The organism is Devosia marina (assembly GCF_009758415.1).
Classification (GTDB): domain Bacteria; phylum Pseudomonadota; class Alphaproteobacteria; order Rhizobiales; family Devosiaceae; genus Devosia; species Devosia marina.
In genome coordinates this window covers 393,202-413,784 of the sequence record NZ_WQRF01000002.1, presented here as the reverse complement: position 1 = coordinate 413,784, position 20,583 = coordinate 393,202, and the positions used below count along the sequence as shown (strand labels likewise).

At 62.8% G+C, this 20,583-nt stretch carries 18 protein-coding genes; 11 read left to right on the top strand and 7 right to left on the bottom strand.

Annotation, left to right across the window (positions count from 1 at the left end; all coding sequences use genetic code 11):
• Window positions 1-3: 3 nt before the first annotated feature.
• From GO014_RS09845 to GO014_RS09810, 8 genes are all read left to right on the top strand, one after another.
• Entirely contained in the window at window positions 4-636 is a 633-nt protein-coding gene (locus GO014_RS09845; protein ID WP_343030890.1) for a nicotinate-nucleotide adenylyltransferase, read from the top strand.
• A 190-nt stretch (window positions 637-826) separates the two neighbouring features.
• Window positions 827-1,219 (top strand): ribosome silencing factor, encoded by a 393-nt coding sequence (gene rsfS, locus GO014_RS09840; protein WP_116587427.1) that lies wholly within the window; start codon window positions 827-829, stop codon window positions 1,217-1,219.
• A gap of 15 nt (window positions 1,220-1,234) precedes the next feature.
• Window positions 1,235-1,717: a 23S rRNA (pseudouridine(1915)-N(3))-methyltransferase RlmH gene (rlmH, locus tag GO014_RS09835; protein WP_116587428.1), complete on the top strand. Its 483-nt coding sequence runs from the start codon at window positions 1,235-1,237 to the stop codon at window positions 1,715-1,717.
• A gap of 102 nt (window positions 1,718-1,819) precedes the next feature.
• Entirely contained in the window at window positions 1,820-3,238 is a 1,419-nt protein-coding gene (locus GO014_RS09830; protein WP_157290175.1) for a murein hydrolase activator EnvC family protein, read from the top strand.
• 7 nt (window positions 3,239-3,245) lie between these two features.
• Window positions 3,246-4,679, top strand: coding sequence for a S41 family peptidase (locus GO014_RS09825; RefSeq protein WP_157290174.1), 1,434 nt, complete (start codon window positions 3,246-3,248; stop codon window positions 4,677-4,679).
• A gap of 110 nt (window positions 4,680-4,789) precedes the next feature.
• The gene (locus GO014_RS09820; protein ID WP_157290173.1) at window positions 4,790-5,938 is read left to right on the top strand and encodes a divergent polysaccharide deacetylase family protein; all 1,149 of its coding nucleotides are present in this window, start codon (window positions 4,790-4,792) and stop codon (window positions 5,936-5,938) included.
• A 69-nt stretch (window positions 5,939-6,007) separates the two neighbouring features.
• Window positions 6,008-6,547 carry an RNA pyrophosphohydrolase gene (locus GO014_RS09815; RefSeq protein ID WP_157290172.1) on the top strand — a complete coding sequence of 180 codons (540 nt, stop codon included), beginning with the start codon at window positions 6,008-6,010 and terminating at the stop codon, window positions 6,545-6,547.
• 8 nt (window positions 6,548-6,555) lie between these two features.
• Window positions 6,556-7,245 carry an aspartate/glutamate racemase family protein gene (locus GO014_RS09810; protein ID WP_157290171.1) on the top strand — a complete coding sequence of 230 codons (690 nt, stop codon included), beginning with the start codon at window positions 6,556-6,558 and terminating at the stop codon, window positions 7,243-7,245.
• A 5-nt stretch (window positions 7,246-7,250) separates the two neighbouring features.
• On the opposite strand, the gene GO014_RS09805 is transcribed toward GO014_RS09810, so the two are convergent.
• From GO014_RS09805 to GO014_RS09775, 7 genes are all read right to left on the bottom strand, one after another.
• On the bottom strand, window positions 7,251-9,416 hold the full coding sequence (locus GO014_RS09805) for a methyl-accepting chemotaxis protein (RefSeq protein WP_157290170.1): 2,166 nt from the start codon (window positions 9,414-9,416) through the stop codon (window positions 7,251-7,253).
• 210 nt (window positions 9,417-9,626) lie between these two features.
• Window positions 9,627-10,052, bottom strand: a complete 426-nt coding sequence (locus GO014_RS09800) for a F0F1 ATP synthase subunit epsilon (RefSeq protein WP_116587435.1) — start codon at window positions 10,050-10,052, stop codon at window positions 9,627-9,629.
• A gap of 89 nt (window positions 10,053-10,141) precedes the next feature.
• Entirely contained in the window at window positions 10,142-11,581 is a 1,440-nt protein-coding gene (gene atpD / locus GO014_RS09795) for a F0F1 ATP synthase subunit beta (RefSeq protein ID WP_116587436.1), read from the bottom strand.
• A 21-nt stretch (window positions 11,582-11,602) separates the two neighbouring features.
• Window positions 11,603-12,490, bottom strand: coding sequence for a F0F1 ATP synthase subunit gamma (locus tag GO014_RS09790; RefSeq protein WP_104892764.1), 888 nt, complete (start codon window positions 12,488-12,490; stop codon window positions 11,603-11,605).
• 22 nt (window positions 12,491-12,512) lie between these two features.
• On the bottom strand, window positions 12,513-14,048 hold the full coding sequence (gene atpA, locus GO014_RS09785; RefSeq protein ID WP_104892763.1) for a F0F1 ATP synthase subunit alpha: 1,536 nt from the start codon (window positions 14,046-14,048) through the stop codon (window positions 12,513-12,515).
• Window positions 14,048-14,608, bottom strand: a complete 561-nt coding sequence (locus tag GO014_RS09780) for a F0F1 ATP synthase subunit delta (RefSeq protein WP_210252435.1) — start codon at window positions 14,606-14,608, stop codon at window positions 14,048-14,050. The genes atpA and GO014_RS09780 overlap by 1 nt, the downstream gene beginning before the upstream one ends.
• 380 nt (window positions 14,609-14,988) lie before the next feature.
• The gene (locus GO014_RS09775; RefSeq protein ID WP_157290168.1) at window positions 14,989-17,157 is read right to left on the bottom strand and encodes a primosomal protein N'; all 2,169 of its coding nucleotides are present in this window, start codon (window positions 17,155-17,157) and stop codon (window positions 14,989-14,991) included.
• Between the two features lie 104 nt (window positions 17,158-17,261).
• Here GO014_RS09775 and GO014_RS09770 point away from each other — a divergent pair, with 104 nt between their 5' ends.
• From GO014_RS09770 to GO014_RS09760, 3 genes are all read left to right on the top strand, one after another.
• Window positions 17,262-18,191: a tyrosine recombinase XerC gene (locus GO014_RS09770; RefSeq protein ID WP_157290167.1), complete on the top strand. Its 930-nt coding sequence runs from the start codon at window positions 17,262-17,264 to the stop codon at window positions 18,189-18,191.
• Window positions 18,192-18,272: 81 nt separating this feature from the next.
• Window positions 18,273-19,223, top strand: a complete 951-nt coding sequence (locus tag GO014_RS09765) for a DMT family transporter (protein ID WP_157290166.1) — start codon at window positions 18,273-18,275, stop codon at window positions 19,221-19,223.
• A 74-nt stretch (window positions 19,224-19,297) separates the two neighbouring features.
• Window positions 19,298-20,572 (top strand): hypothetical protein, encoded by a 1,275-nt coding sequence (locus tag GO014_RS09760; protein WP_157290165.1) that lies wholly within the window; start codon window positions 19,298-19,300, stop codon window positions 20,570-20,572.
• Window positions 20,573-20,583 lie beyond the last annotated feature (11 nt).

Sequence of the window (20,583 nt, the reverse complement as noted above, 5' to 3'; positions counted from 1 at the left end):
CTTTTGACCCTGCGCCCACCGCTCCGCATTCCCGGCATCACCGAAATCCCGCCCTCTGCGCCCGGCATGCGCATCGGGCTTTTCGGCGGCAGCTTCAACCCCATGCATGACGGGCACCGCCTGGTCATGGAGGAAACGCTTCGCCGCCTGGAGCTGCATGCGCTCTGGGTTCTGGTGACGCCGGGCAATCCGCTCAAGGATAATTCGGGCCTACCTTCACTTGAGAGCCGCGTCCGCGCCGCCCGTGCCTTCGTCACCGATCCGCGCATCCGCGTCACCGGTTTCGAGGCCGCCAAGGGCTTCTCCTATAGCTGGCAAACCATCGATTTTTTGACCACCACCGTGCCGGATCGGCGCTTTGTCTGGATCATGGGTGCTGACAGCCTGGCCGACTTTCATCGCTGGCAGCGCTGGCGCGACATGGCGGCAAAAATCCCCATTGCCGTCTATGTCCGCCCCGGCGCCGCACGCCGCGCCCTGGCCTCACGCGCCGCCGCGACCCTGGACTATGCCCAGCTCGATGAGACTGATGCTGCCCTTTTGGCGCGGTGCCAGGCGCCGGCCTGGATCTACCTGCAAGGACGGCAATCGACCCTGTCGTCCACCGCCATCAGGGCGTCACGAAACCTGCGTTAAGCTCTCGATCGGCCTTGATCTTGCGAAATCGCCTGCAAAAGCGCATATTCAGGCTCAAGTGTGATCATTGTCACCGGAACAGGAACAGACGGCTTGCCGTTTTCACGACGCCGCAACATTCCGATCAACAACCAAGGATGCTCATCTCTCGCATGACCCGTGCTCTCGCATGGGCGGAAGGCCGTTTCTGATGGCCGCGCTGCCCGAAAACACCTCCGCCGCCACGCCCGCCGCCATGGCCGGCGCGCAAAAGCCCCTGATCGACCTCATTCTCGATACGCTGGATGACGCCAAGGCCGAAGAAACGGTCTCGGTGGACATTGCCGGCAAATCGTCGCTGGCCGACCACATGATCGTGACATCGGGCCGTTCACAGCGCCATGTCGGCGCCGTCGCCGATCAGGTCATCACCGCCCTGCGCGAGAATGGCTACGGCAAGCCGCGCGTTGAAGGCCTGCCCCACTGCGATTGGGTGCTTGTCGATGCCGGTGATGTGATCCTGCACATCTTCCGTCCCGAAGTGCGCGAGTTCTACAACATCGAAAAGATGTGGCAGGCCGATTTCGCCGCTGACCAGCACTAGGCACGATCGCATCATATGCGAGTCTCGATTGCGGCCATCGGCCGGATGAAGAACGGGCCCGAGCGCGAACTCGTGGCCCGTTATCTCGACCGCGCCGGCGCCAGTGGCAAGCCCCTGGCGCTGACCGGTTTCGACGTCACCGAAATCAATGAATCACGCGCCGGCTCCGCCGCTGCCCGCAAGGCCGAGGAGGCAAAGGCGCTTCGCGCGGCCCTGCCCGAGGGTGTGACCGTGATGCTCGACGAGCGCGGCAAGGCCATCGATTCCGAGAGTTTCGCCACCCGGATCGGCCGCTGGCGCGATGACGGGCGCCCCGCCATCGGCTTTGTCATCGGCGGTGCCGATGGCATCGATCCCGATTTCGTTCGTTCTGCCGATCTGGTGGTCAGTTTCTCGCCCATGGTCTGGCCGCACCAATTGGTGCGCATCATGCTGGCCGAACAGCTCTATCGCACAACCACCATATTGTCGGGTCACCCCTATCACCGCGGCGACTAGGGCGATTCGATTTATGGTTAAGCGATGTTAACCGGCGGTTTGCCTCCGACTTGCTAGAGTGCCCCAATTGATTCGGGGTCATGCCCTTTTTCTGGAGACGCCATGCCCTTGCGGCCGGCACATCGTTTAACGGCCCTGCTGGCGGGCGCCCTGCTGACCGGCGCAGCGGCCTGGCCCATTCTGGCGCAGACCGAGGCGCCTGAACCAACATCTGACACCGTGCCCGAGGTGGAATTGCGCCCCTCTCTGCCGCTCGACCCGGCCAGCGAGGCTGCGGCGCAAACCCCGGTGGACGATCCCGCAACACCCGCCGATGAAAGTGCCGGCCCGGCTGACGACAATGCCGCTGATCTCGAAGAGGTGGAAGCCACCCTCTCGCTCAGCCGCGAACGCATCGATGCGCTCAAGGCCGAGATCGCGGCCATGGAAGGGGATCGCACCCAGCAGAATGCAGCCCTCATCGCCGCGGCGCAGCGGGTCAAGCTGGCTGAAATCGAGGTCGCCGATGTCGAAGAACGCATTTCCGACCTGATCGTGCGCGAACTCGAAGTGCGCGGCCGCCTGGATGGTGCGGATGCCGAAATCGCCAATGTGCTGGCTGCGCTGCAGCGCATTTCACTCAGTCCGCCTCCGGCCCTGATTGTCGATCCCGGTGATGCCCTGGGTTCGGCGCGCGGCGCCATGCTGATCGCAGCCATTCTGCCGCAATTGCGCGCCCAGGCCGATACGGTCGCCGCCGATCTGCAGGCGCTGACCGACATCAAGCTGGCTGCCATGGCCGAGGAAGAAACCCTCAGAGCCAATCACGAGGTGCTGGAGGAAGAGCAGTTGCGCATCGCCACGCTGATCGCCGCGCGCCGGGCCGGCATCACCCAGATGAGCGCCGAACTCGAGGCCGAGCAGGCCGAGGCCGTCGCCTTGGCCGAACGCGCCAGCACCTTGCGCGAATTGATCGGCGCCCTGTCTGAACGGGCCGCTGCTGGCGCCACTGCGGCCCCTGCGACGACCGATCCCGACCTGCCCCAGCTTTCGCCCGAGGCCATCGAGCTGGCCTTTGCCGATCCTGCCCGCACCCAGCCGGCCGTACCCTTCCCGCTCGCCAATGGCTATCTGGTGCCGCCGGCCAATGGTGTCACGGTGGTCGATTTCGGCGCCAATGACGGGCGGGGCGGCATCGCCCAGGGGCAATCCATCGTCACCCGCGCCGAGGCACAGGTGCTGGCTCCGGCTGATGGTTGGGTGCTCTACAAGGGCCCCTACCTCAATTATGGCCAGATCGTCATTCTCAACGCCGGTGGAGGCTTTACGGCGCTGCTTGCTGGCCTTGACACAATCACCGCCGAAATCGGCCAGTTCGTGCAGATGGGCGAACCCCTCGGAACCATGGGATCACGCACAATTGGGCGCACGGTCAGCACCAATGCTGGAAACGACCAGCCGACCCTCTATATTGAACTGCGAGAAAACAACGAGCCTTTCGACCCGGCCGGGTGGTGGGCCAGCCAAGAACAAACGGGATAAGTAATCCATGCGCCTGACCACCCTTCGCCTTGCTGCCCTCGGAGCAGCAGTGCTGGTGCCTGCCACCGTGCTGATCGCTCAGGACCAGTTGCTCGCCCAAGCCCCCGCCGATCCTGCGCCTATTGAAGAGCAGCTCGACCCCAATCCCAGTGGAGAGCAGGCTGAACCAACAGCCGCTGAGCGCTCCGCCGCGCCCCGCGATCCGCTCGAAATCTATTCCGATCTCAACCTCTTCGGCGAAATCTTCGACCGCATCCGGTCCGAATATGTCGATCCGCCCAATGAGCAGGAACTGATCCGGGCCGCCATTCAGGGCATGTTGACCTCGCTCGACCCGCATTCAGGCTACCTGCCGCCCATCGAATATGCCGACATGCGCGAGGATACTTCTGGCCAGTTCGGTGGACTGGGCGTCGAGATCATCATGGAAGAAGGCCTGATCAAGGTTGTATCGCCGATTGATGATACGCCTGCCGCCCGCGCCGGCATCCTTTCCAACGATCTCATCATCGAAATCGATGGCCAGCAGGTTCAGGGCATGACCCAGGACGAGGCCGTGGAAAAGATGCGCGGTGAGGTCGGCACCAATGTCGTCATCACCGTGTTCCGCGAAGGCGTCGACGAGCCGCTCGAATTCGAGTTGACCCGCGGCATCATTTCCATGCGCGCTGTGCGCTGGAGCATGGAGGGCGGCGAAACCGAAGGCGAAGGCGACATTGCCGTGCTGCGCCTGTCGCGCTTCTCCGAACAGGCCTTTGTCGGCATCGAACGCGCCATCGAGGACATTTATGCAGAGCGCAATGGCGTGCCGCCGCAGGGCATCATTCTCGACCTGCGCAACAATCCCGGCGGACTGGTTGATCAGTCGGTCTATGTCGCCGACGCCTTCCTGAATCGCGGTGCGGTGGTCTTGACCCGTGGCCGCTCGGACAACGAAAGCGCCCGCTATGACGCCGCGCCCGATCCACTGGACGCGCGCATTGCCGATGTGCCCATGGTGGTGCTGATCAATGGCGGATCGGCCTCCGCCGCCGAGATCGTCGCCGGTGCATTGCAGGACCACAAGCGCGCCACACTGGTCGGCACCCGCTCCTTCGGCAAGGGCTCGGTCCAGTCGATCATTTCGCTGGGTCCGGACGGGGCCATGCGATTGACCACGGCGCGCTACTACACACCCAACAACCGCTCGATCCAGGCGCTGGGCATCACTCCGGACATTGAGGTGCGGCAGGTCGTCCCTGAGGAATTCAAGGGCCGCGACGAAATTATCGGCGAAGCCGGACTTGATGGCCATATTACGGTCGAAGGCCAGGAAGAGGCCAGCGTCGGTTCGTCGGTCTATGTCCCCGCCGACAAGGCAGAGGACACCCAGCTCCAATACGCCCTCCGCCTGATAAAGGGCGAAGAGACCGACCCCGCTTTTCCGCCCACAGCCGAATAGCAAGGCACCATGATAGACTGGGATGCGGCGCGAGCTGATTCGCGCCGCATCCCACAGCAAGCAACGATCTTGCGGGCCCCAAAAACGACGGTACAAAGCTCCAGCCGGAGATGAGCGAAGCGCCAATGGCCAATGATCTGTCCACACCGCTCACCGGACGCCGGCGCCAGAAGCAGGAACGGGCCGCAAAGTTCCACTTTCCGCTGGCACGCCTGCTGTTCATTGCCATTTTCCTGATCATTGGCGGGGTCGCCCTGCGCCTGGTCCTGGTCGAGGAGCCCGATGGCGGCCGGCCCAGCGCCGAAGTGGCCATCACCTCCACGCGCGATGGCAACAGCATTGCCCAGAGTGCAGCGACCGGCCCGGCCACCATCACTGCCGATCCCGGGCAATTCCCGGCCGATGGCTCCATGGTCGCGCTTCCTGCGCCGGGCAGCGCCACGCCGGCGCCGGGTCAGGTCCCGGACAATTTCGGTGTCCTGCCGGACTTGAGTGAAGAAACTGCGCATGGCGCCATTCCCCGCATGTCCGGCACCGGCCTGACGCCCTTCCTGGCCTATCGTCGCAATGCCGGGACCGTGGCGACATCCAACCAGCCCATGATCGCCATTGTCGTGACCGGGCTGGGGATCAACGAGCAGGGATCGCTCGATGCCATCGATCAACTGCCCGACGAAGTGACCTTGGCCTTTGCGCCCTATGGCCGCTCCCTGCCCAACACGGTGGCCGCCGCGCGCACGGCTGGCCACGAAGTCATGCTCGAAATTCCCCTCGAGCCCTTCGATTACCCGCAAAACGATCCCGGCCCGCACACCATGCTGACCGGCGAGACGCCCCGCAACAATCTGGAAAAGCTGTTCTGGCTGATGGCCCGCTTCGGCGGCTATTTCGGGGTCATCAACAATATGGGTGCGCGTTTCACCGCCTCAGCCACCGACATGGCGCCGATCATGGAAGAGCTGGGCGCCCGGGGGCTGGGCTATCTTGACGACGGCTCGTCCAACCGCTCGGTCGCCGCTCAGCTCGCCGGCGCCAATAATGTTCCCTTTGGTCGTGCGGGCCAGGTCGTCGACGCCAATCCTGCCCGCGCATCCATTCTCTCAGCACTTGCCAGCCTTGAGGCCCAGGCCATGGATACTGGCAGCGCCCTTGGTATTATCAGCGCCCTGCCCATATCGGTGCAGGCCGTCTCCGAATGGTCGCGCGAGCTCGATGCCAAGGGCATTGCGCTGGTTCCGGCCAGCGCGCTGATGCAATAGCGCATGACGCCGCTCGGGTGACCGCTGGTCGTTCGACCCGTGTATGCGACAGATAGAGGCCCGACCACAATGACTGACACCCCGCCCGATCGAAATGCCCTGCCCTATCGCGACTGCGTTGGTCTTGCGGTGTTCAACGCACACGGCAATGTGTTCTTCGGTCACCGCAAGTCGGCGGGGGACCCCGATCAGTCGGCCGCACATGGCTCGGCCTGGCAAATGCCCCAGGGCGGCATCGACAAGGGCGAGGACCCGCTTGGGGCGGCCCTGCGCGAATTGCACGAAGAGACCAATATGACTTCGGTGAGCCTGCTCGCGGAGGCGCCGGAATGGATCTACTACGACCTGCCCGACGACGTTTTGGGCAAGGCCTGGAAAGGCAAGTATCGCGGCCAGCGCCAGCGCTGGTTTGCCTTTGCCTTTACCGGCGATGAGAGTGAAATCGATGTCGCTGAGCCAGCCGGCGGCAAGCACCCGGCCGAGTTCAACGCCTGGCGCTGGGAGAAACTCAACCGCGCGCCCAACCTCATCGTGCCGTTCAAGCGGCCCGCCTATGAGAAAGTGGTCGAGGCCTTCCGCGACATTCCGCAACGCTTCACCCACGTATGAGCCCAAACATGAAGACCATCGGCCTGATCGGCGGCATGAGCTGGGAATCCAGCGCCCACTACTATCGCATTCTCAACCAGGAAACCGCCCGGCGGCTGGGCGGGCTGCATTCGGCGGCTGTCATCATGCACTCGGTCGATTTCGCCCCGATTGCCAAAATGCAGTCTGCGGGCAATTGGGATGCGGCCGGACGGCAGTTGAACACAGTTGCGCAAGGCCTGGTGCGCGCCGGCGCAGAGGTGCTGGCGCTTGCCACCAACACCATGCATGTGGTGTCCGACATCATGCTCGAAGGAATCGGCATTCCCTTCATCCACATTGCCGACCCGACCGCCCAGGCCTTGACCGGCGATGGCTTTGACACGGTGGGTCTGCTCGGCACCCGCTTCACCATGGAAATGGATTTCTACAAGCAGCGCCTCGTGAGCCATGGTCTCAATGTACTGTTGCCCGAGGTGGATCACACCAATCTCAACGGCATCATCTACGAGGAATTGTGCAAGGGCATCGTGCGCGAGGAATCGCGCCGGACCTATCAGGCCGCGATCGACCGCATGGCCGCACGTGGCGCCCAGGCGGTCATTTTGGGCTGCACTGAGATCGGCATGCTGATCGACGACGCGAACAGCACCCTGCCCACCTATGACACCACCGATCTGCATGCGCGGGCCCTGGTAGACGCCGCGCTACAGGATTAGCGGAATTACGCCGCCCGGCGGCGCGCGCCAGACTCCGGTACACCCGCAACATCCTCAAGCTGGAAGATAGCGACAATGCCGTCCAGCGTCTGCGTCTGCCCTTCGGTCTGGGCAATCACCGCATTGGTCTGTTCCACCAGCGCCGCATTGTGCTGGGTCATCTGATCGAGCGTGCGCACGGCGGTATTGACCTCCTCGATCGAGGCGGCCTGCTCCCGGCTGGCCCGGGCAATGGTCCGCACCAGCGCACTGTTCTCCTCCACCGCATCGAGCATGGCCTTGAGCCGTTCGCCAGCCGCCGCAACCAGGCCCGAGCCGCCCTTGACCTCCTCGGCGCTCTTTTCCACCAGCGCCTTGACCTCGGACGACGCCTGAGCCGCCGATTGCGCCAGACGCCGCACTTCTACCGCCACAACGGCAAAGCCCTTGCCGGCGTCACCGGCCCGCGCCGCCTCCACCGACGCGTTCAGCGCCAACAGGTTCGTCTGGAAAGCGATATCGTCGATCATGCCGATGATGTTGGAGATCTTGGCCGAGGACTGGGTGATCCGCTCCATCGCGCCTGTCGCCTCCCCCATCACTGCGCCGCTCTCGGCCGCAGCCTTGGCCACGGTTTCTGCCTTGCCGGCAGCTTCCTCAGCCATGCCCGCATTGCTGGCCACGGTTCCGGCCAGCTCTTCCATGGCCGCCGAGGTTTCCTCGATGGTCGCTGCCTGACGTGTTGTGCGTTCGCTGAGGTCATTGGCACCGCTCAGCAGCTCGCCGCTGGCGGTACGCAGCGAGCGCGTGGTCATCCGCAATTGTCCAACCACTTCGGCAAAGCGGGTGATCGTGCCATTGAGCGCGACCCGCAAATCCTCGAACTCGGGCGGGAACGCATTGTCGATCGTATGGGTGAGATCACCCCCGGCTAGGCTTTTCAGACCGGCGCCAATGGTGGCCACCGACTGCTTGCGTGCCGTCACATCGATGGCGAATTGCACAATCTTGTAGGGCACGCCTTCTGTGTCGCTGATCGGCGTGAACGTACTCTGGATCCACACTTCCCGGCCATCTCTGGCGCGTCGGCGATATTCGCCGCTCTTGAAGGCGCCGGAGGCCAGCTCGCGCCAGAAATCCTTATAGGCACTGCTGGCCGGATCGGCGTCGAACAAGAACAGCGCATTGGGCCGCCCGGCAACATCGTCCAGCCGATAACCCAGCAGGTCGAGGAAATTGTCATTGGCCGTCAGCACGGTGCCGTCAAGATCGAACTCAACAACGATCTGGCTGCGCGAAATGGCCTGCAATTGTCCCGTATGATCGGCGGCCTCCGCCATGTGCTGGCGGGCCTGCGCGTCCAGCGCTGCCTTTTCCGTGCCATTGCTGCGGAACACTTCCACAGCCCGCGCCATCGCTCCGATTTCATTGCGCCGCTCCGTGTAGGGAACAGCGGCATCCAAATTGCCCTGGGCTATCGTGTCCATGGCTACGGCCAGATGCGGAATCGGTCGGATGAGCAGGCGCGCTGCCAATAGGGCGACAATGGCTATCAGAATGACCGCCAGCAGGCTCGTACCCCCCAGCACCAGCATGGTCTGCGACAGCAACGCCTCGAACGGCGCCTTGTCTACCAGCACCATGAGCGCGCCGATGACTACGCCTTCGCTCGTTGCAATTGGCTCATAGCGCACCAGATGGTCCCGGCCATCGAGAACCATCTTTTCACGAACCGACTGATTGGCGCTCAGCGTGTCGAACAGCGCCGTCCCCGCCACGATGGGCATGTCCATGACGCGCTCGCCCTCAGCATCGGCGAGACTGGTGCTGCCGACCAGGAAGTCCGGGCTAACCTCGGGGTCGAATACATAGACCGAGACATGAGCGCCGGAAACGCCGGCCACAGCGTCGATGACATTGTGATTGCGGAAACGTGGCATGTTGCGGGCGGTCAATGCTTCGACATTGCCCCCCTCCGCGACGCTCACCTCGAGACTGGGCAGGTTGACCTGGAAAATCTGCGCTGCAATGCGCGTTGTATTGGTCAGGGCCGCCGTAGCGTCGCGTTCGACCGATCCGCTCAGGCTGACAAACAGACTGACAAGTACGCCGGCTATGGCAAGGACTATGGCACCAATTGTCAGGCTGGAGATGGCAAAGGTCAGGCGCAGATTACCCAATAGCTTGGTCATATTCTTGTCCCCGCAGACCAGACTTCTGTCCGGCAACCACCATTTCGCGGCAAGAGTGCGCCCCAAGCGTTAATCACTGGTGTATGGCAGAAAAAAATCCTGTCATATCAACGACTTGCATAATGATTGGGCGTAGTGCCCATTTCACATGCAAAAAAGCCGCCCCAAAAATCTGGGACGGCCTGTGAATTCTTGTTCGATACGAGTCGCTTAGTGGACGTGCGCGCCGTCGATATGCTGGGATTCGATGGCCAGGTTCAAAAGCGCGGACACCACTTCTTGGGCGTAGGACTTGTCTTCCGGCGTTGCCGCGCGGCTCAGTTCTTCCTCGGCCGCCTTGATCTGCGCCTGCAGATCACCATGGTCAAAGTCGGCGAATGGCACTGACTGCTCGGCCAGAATGGTCAGCCCCGAGGCTGACACATCGGCAAAGCCGCCCTTGACGAAATAGACGTCCGCCCCGCTCCCCGACTTGGTCACGGTGATGAAGCCGGGCTTGAGCGTGGTCATGAACGGCGCATGGTCATCCATGACCGTGAAATAGCCTTCCGTGCCCGGCACGGTGACCGACACAACGGTTTCGGACAGCACCAGCCGCTCTGGCGACACAATCTCGATCTTGAGGCCTTCAGCCATTCTTTTGGTCCTTTGGCAGTGGAGCCCGGGCGAAGCCGAGCTCCATCACAACTGATGTGCCGGGGCCGCTAGGCGGCCCCGCGCCTCAATTAGGCAGCCTGGGCGGCCAGCTTCTGTGCCTTGGCAACAGCGTCTTCAATCGTGCCGACCATGTAGAAGGCGGCTTCCGGCAGATGGTCATATTCGCCATCGACCAAGCCCTTGAAGCCCTTGATGGTGTCTTCGAGCGACACGAACACGCCCGGAGCACCGGTGAACACTTCGGCCACGTCGAAGGGCTGGCTCATGAAGCGCTCGATCTTGCGGGCGCGGGCCACGGTCAGCTTGTCCTCTTCGGAAAGCTCGTCCATGCCCAGGATCGCGATGATGTCCTGCAGGGCCTTGTACTTCTGCAGGATGGCCTGCACGGCGCGGGCCACATCATAATGCTCCTGACCCACAACCTGCGGATCGAGAATACGCGAGTTTGACGCCAGCGGATCCACGGCGGGGTAGATACCCTTTTCCGAGATGGCGCGGTTCAGCGCGGTAGTTGCGTCCAGGTGGCTGAAGGTGGTGGCCGGCGCCGGGTCGGTAAAGTCGTCGGCGGGCACATACACGGCCTGGATCGAGGTGATCGAGCCCTTGGTCGTGGTGGTGATGCGTTCCTGCATCGCGCCCATATCGGTCGACAGTGTCGGCTGATAACCCACGGCGGAGGGGATACGACCCAGCAGAGCCGACATTTCGGCACCGGCCTGGGTAAAGCGGAAGATGTTGTCCACGAAGAACAGCACGTCCTGACCCTGGTCACGGAACTGCTCGGCAACGGTCAGACCGGTCAGTGCCACGCGGGCACGGGCGCCCGGGGGCTCGTTCATTTGGCCGAACACCAAGGCACACTTAGAGCCGGCAGCCGAGCCACCATGTTCCTTGGGGTCCTTGTTCACGCCCGATTCGATCATTTCGTGGTAAAGATCGTTGCCTTCGCGGGTGCGTTCACCCACGCCGGCGAACACCGAATAACCACCATGCGCCTTGGCGACGTTGTTGATCAGTTCCTGGATCAGCACGGTCTTGCCCACGCCGGCACCACCGAACAGGCCAATCTTGCCACCACGGGCGTAAGGGGCGATCAGGTCGACCACCTTGATGCCGGTGACCAGAACCTCGCTTTCGGGGTTCTGTTCGGCAAAGGTCGGGGCTTCCTGGTGGATTTCGCGGATCGCTTCACCAGTGATCGGACCGGCTTCGTCGATCGGCTCACCGATAACGTTCATGATGCGCCCGAGGGTCGCTTCGCCCACCGGCACAGAGATGGCGGTGCCAAGATCGGTGACTTCGGTGCCGCGGACCAGACCTTCGGTCGTGTCCATGGCAATGGTGCGCACGGCATTCTCGCCCAGATGCTGGGCCACTTCGAGCACCAGGCGCTGACCATTATTGTTGGTTTCAAGTGCGTTCAGGATGGCGGGCAGGTGATCGTCGAACACCACGTCAACGACGGCGCCAATGACCTGCGAAACGCGACCGGCCTTTTTCTCTGCCATTTGTTCGTCCTCGCTGATGGGTTAGAGCGCTTCCGCGCCCGAGATGATTTCGATGAGTTCTTTGGTGATCTGGGCTTGCCGCTGGCGGTTGTAGCTCAGCTGCAGCTTATTGATCATTTCGCCGGCATTGCGGGTTGCATTGTCCATGGCGGACATCTGCGCACCGTAGAAAGAAGCGCTGTTTTCAAGCAGGGCACGCAGCACCTGCACCGAAATGTTGCGCGGCAACAGGTCCTCGACAATCGCTTCTTCGCTCGGCTCATATTCATAAGGCACGGCAGGGGTGTTGACGTCACCCTCGGCCTCGACCTTTTCCAGCTTGGCCGGAATGAGCTGATGGGCCGTCGGCACCTGGCTGATCACCGAGCCGAACTTGGCAAAGAACAGCGTCGCGACGTCGAACTCACCGGCGGCAAATAGTTCGAGCACCTTGTCGGCGACCTGCTGGGCCTGGGTGAAGCCCACCTGCTTGACTTCGCGGAAGTTGAACGTGTCGACGATCAGTTCCGGATATTGCCGGCGCAGAATGTCATGGCCCTTGCGGCCCACGGTCAAGAACTTGACCGTCTTGCCCTGAGCGATGAGCTTTTGGGCATGGTCACGGGCCAGGCGCGCAATCGACGAGTTGAAACCGCCGGCCAGACCGCGCTCACCGGTGGCAACCACCAGCAAATGCACCTGATCCTTGCCCGTACCGCCAAGCAGCACCGGGGCGTTTTCCTGTCCATCATAGACTGCGCCAAGCGCGGCCAAGACCTTGCCCATGCGCTCGGCATAGGGGCGAGCGGCCTCGGCAGCTTCCTGGGCGCGACGGAGCTTTGCCGCCGCGACCATCTGCATGGCCTTGGTGATCTTCTGGGTCGATCTGACCGAGTCGATCCTATTTTTTAGGTCCTTTAGCGACGGCATTGCCTGTCGTCTCCTTCAGGGCTTAAGCCGCGTAGGTCTTCTTGATTTCGTCCAGAGCCGACTTCAGCTTGGCGCGGGTATCATCGCTCAAGGCTTTTTCGGTGGCGATGGTCTTCAAGAGATCAGCGTGCTTGGAGCGCATGTTCGAAAGCACGTGCTTTTCGAAATCCTGCACCTTGTTCACGGGAATGGTGTCGAGATAGCCCTGGCTACCAGCAAAGATCACCGCGACCTGCTCTTCGGTCTTGAGCGGCGAGAACTGCGGCTGCTTGAGCAGCTCGGTCAGACGGGCACCGCGGTTCAGCATGCGCTGGGTGGCAGCGTCGAGGTCCGAACCGAACTGGGCGAAGGCGGCCATTTCGCGGTACTGCGAGAGTTCACCCTTGAGCGAACCAGCAACCTGCTTCATCGCCTTGATCTGGGCCGAACCACCCACGCGGGACACCGACAGACCCACGTTCACGGCCGGGCGGATACCCTGGAAGAACAGATTGGTCTCTAGGAAGATCTGGCCGTCGGTGATCGAGATCACATTGGTCGGAATATAGGCCGAAACGTCGTTGGCCTGGGTTTCAATGACCGGGAGCGCTGTCAGCGAACCAAGACCGTGGTCTTCGTTCATCTTGGCGGCGCGCTCGAGCAGGCGGGAGTGCAGGTAGAACACGTCGCCCGGATAGGCTTCGCGGCCCGGCGGACGGCGCAGCAGCAGCGAGAGCTGACGGTACGCAACGGCCTGCTTGGTCAAATCGTCATAGGCGATCACGGCATGCTTGCCATTGTCGCGGAACCACTCGCCGATCGCGCAGCCGGTGAACGGCGCAATATACTGGATCGGTGCGGCTTCCGAAGCGGTCGCGGCGATGACCACCGAGTACTGCAGGGCGCCGGCTTCTTCGAGCTGCTTGACGAACTGGGCAACGGTCGAACGCTTCTGGCCCACAGCGACATAGATGCAGAACAGCTTGTCGGTGTCCGAAGCGTCGGCGTCATGGGCCGGCTTCTGGTTGAGGAAGGTGTCGAGAATGATGGCGGTCTTGCCGGTCTGGCGGTCACCAATCACCAGCTCGCGCTGGCCACGGCCGATCGGGATCAGCGCGTCGATGGCCTTGAGGCCGGTCGACATCGGCTCATGCACCGACTTGCGCGGCAGAATGCCGGGAGCCTTGACGTCAACGCGGCGGCGCTCGGTGTGCTCGATCGGACCCTTGCCGTCGATCGGGTTGCCCAGACCATCGACCACGCGACCGAGCAGGCCCGGACCAACCGGGGTATCCACGATGGCGCCGGTGCGCTTGACGACGTCGCCTTCCTTGATGGCGCGGTCGTTGCCGAAAATAACGACACCGACATTATCCACTTCAAGGTTCAGGGCCATGCCCTTGACGCCGCCGGGGAATTCGACGAGCTCGCCGGCCTGCACATTGTCGAGGCCATAGACGCGGGCAATACCGTCACCGACGGAGAGCACCTGACCAACTTCGGAAACCTGGGCTTCCTGGCCGAAATTCTTGATCTGGTCCTTGAGGATCGCAGAAATTTCCGCGGCTTTGATGTCCATTATCCGACCTCTTTCATGGCGATTTTCATCGCAGCGAGTTTTGTCTTGAGTGAGCTATCGATCATCTGGCTGCCGACCTTCACCTGAAGGCCACCGATCAGCGAGGGATCGACGAATTGATTGAGTGTCACGGTCTTGCCCAGCTTGGCTTTGAGCGTTTCGCCCAGAGCCTTGGCCTGCGCATCCGTCAGGGGCGCGGCAGAGGTGACGTCAGCCGTGGCTTCACCGCGGGCGGTAGCGGCCAGTTCGCGGAACACGGCAATGATATTGTCCAGGGCGAACAGGCGGGAATTCTTGGCCACCAGGCGCAGGAAATTGGCCAGCAACGGATTGACCTCGGCTTTGCCCAGAATGGCGTCGAGCGCCGCAGCCTTCACGTCGCCCGAAATCACCGGGGAGCGAAGATAGCGGGAAAAGTCGTCGCTTTCGCCGATCAGTCGGGAGATGTCGGAGAGCCCGGTTTCCACCGAAGCCAATTGGTTCTCGCTCTGCGCGAGGTCAAACAGCGCCGACGCATATGGCCGCGCAATCTGGGTAAGCACTGAATTCTGCGCTGCCAATGCCGCTTCACCCTCTTGTTGGCCGATCCTTTTTTGGCTTCGTTGACCGAAACCCGGACGGCTTATGAACGCTTGGACGTGCTCGGAAACGGGCCGCGAGCCGGACCCCTTGAAAGTCGCGCCCGCTCTATCACAAGCCACGCGCGCCACGCAAGGCTCCGGGCACGGATTCGACCATGTCGAAAGTGTCGCACTTCGAACCGTGTCCAACGGACGAAATCTCCCCAGTGGGGAGATTTCAGGTGAGAAGGCCATGAGAGCTATGCTCGAATGGCGGGAACCGGCCCAAAGGACGAATGCTCCCCGGGGGAGCCTTTCAAGCCGAGAAGGCCATGAGAGCTACGCTCGAGCGGCACGAAGCGTGCCCTGCAGCACACCCGCTACATAAAACTCATCGGGTCTATATCAACCTGTACCTTCAGATCCCCCTTGGGCCTTTCGGCGTTGGCCAGCCAGAAGCGCACATAGCCCGAGAGGTCAAAATCCTTACCCGACTGGGCCAGCAACCGAACGCGATGCCGTCCTCTGATCATGGCGACGGGCGCATCTGCTGGCCCGAACAGCCGCACCCCCTCGGCCATCGGAGCGGCCGAGAGCAGGGACCGCGCAAAAGCCATCGCCGTCGGCTGTTCATTGGCAGACACGATCAGCGCCGCCAGCCGCCCGAAAGGGGGCATGCCGCCTGCCTCGCGCGCCAGCAGTTCCTGGGCGTAAAACGCTTCGCGGTCGCCGGACACCATCGCCCTCATCACCGGATGGTCCGGGTGATAGGTCTGCAGGAACGCCTTGCCGTGCCGCGAGGCCCTCCCGGCGCGCCCGGCCACCTGCGTCAAAATCTGAAAAGTCTTTTCCGCTGCGCGCGGATCGCCATGCGCCAGGCCCAGATCGGCATCGAGCACGCCCACCACCGAGAGCTTTTCGAAATGATGTCCTTTCGAGACCAGCTGGGTGCCGATGATGAGGTCATACTCACCCCGCTCTATCTCCGAGAACCGCTCGCGCAATTGGGCATGGCTGCCCATGTCGGTGGAGAGCAGCACCCTTCGTGCGTCGGGGAAACGCGCCGCCGCTTCCTCCGCGACCCGCTCGACGCCCGGCCCCACGGCAACCAGGCTGTCAGCATCCCCGCATTCCCCGCAGACCTTGGGCGTACGCATTTCATGCCCGCAATGATGGCACATCAGGACGCCGCGAAACCGATGCTCCACCATCCAGCTCGAACAGTCCGGGCATTGATATTGATGTCCGCAGGAGCGGCACAAAGTCAGCGGTGCATAGCCCCGCCGATTGAGAAACAACAGGGCCTGCTCGCCCCGGTCGAGCGCCGCGAACACTTCCCTTGCCAGGGCTGGTGCAATCCACTCGCCCTTTCCCGGCCCGTCAGTGCGCATGTCGATGGCCGTCACATCAGGCATCGCCGCTTCGGCAAACCGGGCTTCCAGCGTCACATGGGCATAGCGCCCATGATTGGCATTGTTGCGGGATTCGACCGATGGCGTGGCCGAGGAGAGCACCACCCGGGCCCCGGCCAGATTGGCCCGGACAATGGCCATGTCGCGGGCATGATAGGTAAAGCCGTCCGATTGCTTATAGGCGCCATCGTGCTCCTCATCGAGCACCATCAGCCCCAATTCGCGGAACGGCAGGAACAGCGCCGAGCGCGCGCCCACCACGGCCCGCACCGTGCCATCGAGCACGCCGCGCCAGACCTTGGCCCGCTGTGCCGGGGTCATGTCCGAATGCCATTCGGCCGGGCGCGTGCCGAACCGCCGGCTGAAACGGTCGATAAAAGTGTTGGTCAGGGCGATCTCGGGCAAAAGCACCAGCGCCTGCCGCCCGGCGCGCAGCGTATCGGCCACCGCCTCGAAGAACACCTCGGTCTTGCCGCCCCCGGTCACCCCATCGAGCAGCGCCACCCCGAATGCATGCGCATCGAGCGCCAGGATCTGGTCCAGCGCCCTTTGCTGTTCAGGGTTGAGCCGCGCCGGATTGTCGTCCGGGTCCGGCGGCATCACCACCGGTGGCGGCGGCATTTCGATCTTCTCGACGGCCCCCGCCCGCGCCAGCCCATCGATTACCGAGCTGGACACCCCGCTGGCCCCGACCAGCGCCGGCTTGGGCCAGGCCATGTCATCCATCAGGCAATCGAGCACCCGCAAACGCGCCGGTGTCAGCTTTTCCGGCTCATGCCCGGTGCGTCGATAGGCGATCACCGGCTTGGGTGGGTCGAGCGCTTCGGGCGAGCGCAACACTCCGCGCAGCACCTGGCCGGGCGCGGTCAACGTATAGCGCGCCACCCATTCGACCAGTTTAAGAAGCTCCTCGGAGAGAGGCGGCACATCATAGGCCAGGGCAATGTCGCGCAGGCGATTGTGGGCGATGAGGTCCTTTGGCGGTCCCCAGACAACGCCGAGAATGAGGCGCGGCCCCAGCGGCACGGCCACGATGGAGCCGCGCGCCACGCTCATCCCTTCCGGCACGCGATAGCTGTAGGGGCCTTCCACGGCTACCCCCACCATCACTGCGACGATGTCCGGCCGCTCAGTCATTTGTGCCTGTTCTGTTCGCATGCTCTTTTAGATAGGAAAGCACCGCGATTCGGCTAGGCCCAGACTTAAGACCGGCTTTACCGAACAGACGCAGAATGCCTGCCATGACCGACAGCGCCTTTGCCACCGATGAATTTGTCCGCGCCCGCATCGACGCCTGGCTGCGCGAACTGGGGTCGGTGCGTCGTCTGGCGCCCAAGACGCTTGAAGCCTATGGCCGGGACCTGGGCCAGTTCATGGGCTTTCTTTCCGGCCATATGGGCGGACCGGTGACACTTGATTCTCTCAAGGCGCTGCGCGGCGCCGACATTCGCGCCTTCATGGCCAGGCGCCGCAGCGAGAGCCTGGGGTCGCGCTCACTGGCGCGCGTGCTCTCGGCGCTCAGGAGTTTCTTCACCTTTCTTGAGCGTGAGGGTACCCTGGCCAGTGACGCGCTCAATGTCATTCGTACTCCGAAAATCCCGCGCTCCCTGCCCAAGGCCTTGAGTGTTGTGGAGGCAAAGAAGACCATCGCCACCACCGATGAGATCGAGGACCGCCCCTGGGTTGCGGCGCGCGACATGGCCGTCATTTCCCTCTGCTATGGTGCAGGCCTGCGTATTTCAGAGGCCCTGGCGCTGACCAAGGCAGATCTGGAAGCCGATACGCTTCGGGTCACCGGCAAGGGTGGCAAGGTGCGCATGGTGCCGCTGATCGCCCCGGTCCGGCAGGCCATCGAGAGCTATCTCTCGCTGGCGCCATTCAGGCTCTGGCCGGAAGAGCCGCTGTTCCGCGGCGTGCGTGGTGGCGTGCTCTCGCCCCGGCTGATCCAGTTGCGCATGGCCCAGCTGCGCGGCGCTCTTGGCCTGCCGCCCTCGGCCACACCCCATGCGCTCCGGCACTCCTTCGCCACGCACCTGCTGGGCAAGGGCGGCGATCTGCGCGCCATTCAGGAATTGCTGGGCCATGCCAGTCTCTCGACCACCCAGATCTATACTGCGGTCGACACCGAACATCTGCTCGACAGCTATGCCAAGGCCCACCCGCGCGGCTGAACCGGGGTAGACGGATTTGCCGCGATCCGGCTTTCAAAGCGCGGGGACGCGGCCTAAGGCTAGGTCAAAGGACACTCTCCGATGCCCACCGGACCGACGAGCACCGCACCTGCCATCGACACCATCGGCTATGGCCTCGCCTTTGTCGGCGCCGCCCTATTTTCGACCAAGGGCATCTTCATCAAGCTCGCCTTCGCCCAGGGCGTTTCCACCGAGGCAACGCTGGCCCTGCGTATGCTCGTGGCCCTGCCGGTCTACCTGGTGATCCTGCTCTCCCTGTTACGGCGCAATCCGCAATTGCGGCCTCTGATCACGCCAAAGCGCCTGCTCGCCACCATGGCGGTCGGCATATTGGGCTATTATGTCGCCAGCTATCTCGATTTTGCCGGCCTGGCCTTTGTCACCGCGCAATATGAACGGCTGGTGCTGTTCACCTATCCATTCTTCGTACTGCTCTTTGGCGTACTGTTTTTCGGTGACCGCATGAGCTGGAACCTGCTTCCGGCCATGGGCCTGAGCTATGGCGGCCTGCTGGTGATCTTTGCCTGGAACCTCACGGTGCGGCCAGAGGGCCTGTTTGTTGGCACCGCCCTGGTGCTCGGATCCGCCATCACCTTCGCCTTCTACCAGCATTTGGCCAAGCGGCAGATGCTGGTCCTGGGTTCGGCCCTGTTCACCTGCATCGGCATGTCGACCGCCGCTCTACTAGCCATTGGCCAGAGCCTGGTGGTCGATGGGACGCAAAGCTATCTGCATTACAATGCCGAGGTTTGGTTTCTCGGTCTGATGCTGGGTATTTTCGGCACTGTCCTACCCTCCTTCCTGCTCAATGCCGGCATTGCGCGCATCGGCGCCCGCGCGACCTCTTCGACCGCATCATTCGGCCCGATTGTCACCATCGTCCTGGCCGTTTTCATTCTGGGCGAGGAATTCACCCTGTTCCACGCCGCCGGCACGGCCATGGTGCTGGCCGGCTCCTGGCTGTTCGCCCGGCTCGAAACGGCCAATCGCGCCAGGTCGGCCGAGCATTAGCCCTTCTGGCTGCTACAAAGCCGGGTTAAAGTGTGCACAACAGGGTGGCAAAACGCGTTGAGGGAGAACGAGCGATGCGCACAATCAACAAGGGGTTGGCGGCGTCCAGCCTGGTTCTGATCCTGGTTGCGGGCTTGTCAGCACCGGCCCTGGCGCAATCGGCCGGCACTATCGACTTCGGCGACGACAGCTCACAATGGGCCAATGATGGCGAATGCGATGATCCCCGCTTTGCCGGAGCGGGCATGGCCAGCGAACTGGTGGACGCAGACCTCGCGCGCGACGCCACCGATTGCCGGACCTTGTTCGAGGCCGGCTCCATCACCCTGACCGCGCCGGACACCGGCGACAGCGCCGATATCTCCGCCATCGACTTTGGCGATGATACTTCAGATTGGGCCAGGGATGGGGAGTGCGATGACCCGCGCTTTGCCGGCTCGGCCATGGCCATCGAGCTCGAAGACATCGATATCGGCCGCGACGCTACCGACTGCCGCACCGCCTATGAGGCAGGCAGCATCACCCTGGTGGGCGAAAGCGATCCGGCCATGCTTGGGGATATCGAGTTTGGCGATGACACCTCTGAATGGGCCAACGACCTGGAATGCGACGATCCGCGTTTTGCCGGTGACGGCATGGCAAGTGAGCTCTCAGAGACCAATATTCTGCGCGACGCCACAGACTGCCGACAGGCCTATGAAGATGGCACCATCGCCCTGGTTGACCCCGATGCCACTCCGGCCACTACGGTTCCTGCAAGCATGCTCGAGCAGATTGCCGCCCGCATCGATTTTGGTGATGATAGCGGCAGTTGGGCCAATGATGGGGAATGCGACGATCCAGACTTTACCGGCCCTGGCGTGGTCAGCGACCCGATCGAGGCCGATCGCCTGCATGATGCCAGCGATTGCCGCGCCGCGTTCCTGGCCGGCACCGCCACGCTGAAATCCACCGCCGGCGCGGTTGGTGCCTTCGACTATGGATCGGACACCTCCGAATGGGCCAATGACGGCCAATGCGATGACTGGCGCTTCACCGGACCCGGTATGGCCAAGAAGCTGTCCAGTGCCGATGTTATGGGTGATGCCAGCGACTGTCGGGCCCTGGAGACCAGCGGCGAGATTTCTATCAAGCCGGTCTTTTCCCCCGACTATGAGCTCGGGGCCCCCTATGACAGCGCCGGTGTTGTGTTTGGCGACAATAGCTCGTCCTACGCCGATGACGGCATTTGCGATGACCCGCGCTTTGAAGGTCCGGGCACGGCAACAACCATGCTCGACAGCGACAGCGAACGCGACGCCGCCGATTGCCGGACCCTGTTCGAGGCCGGCAAGATCACGCTGCGCTGAGGCAAACCAAG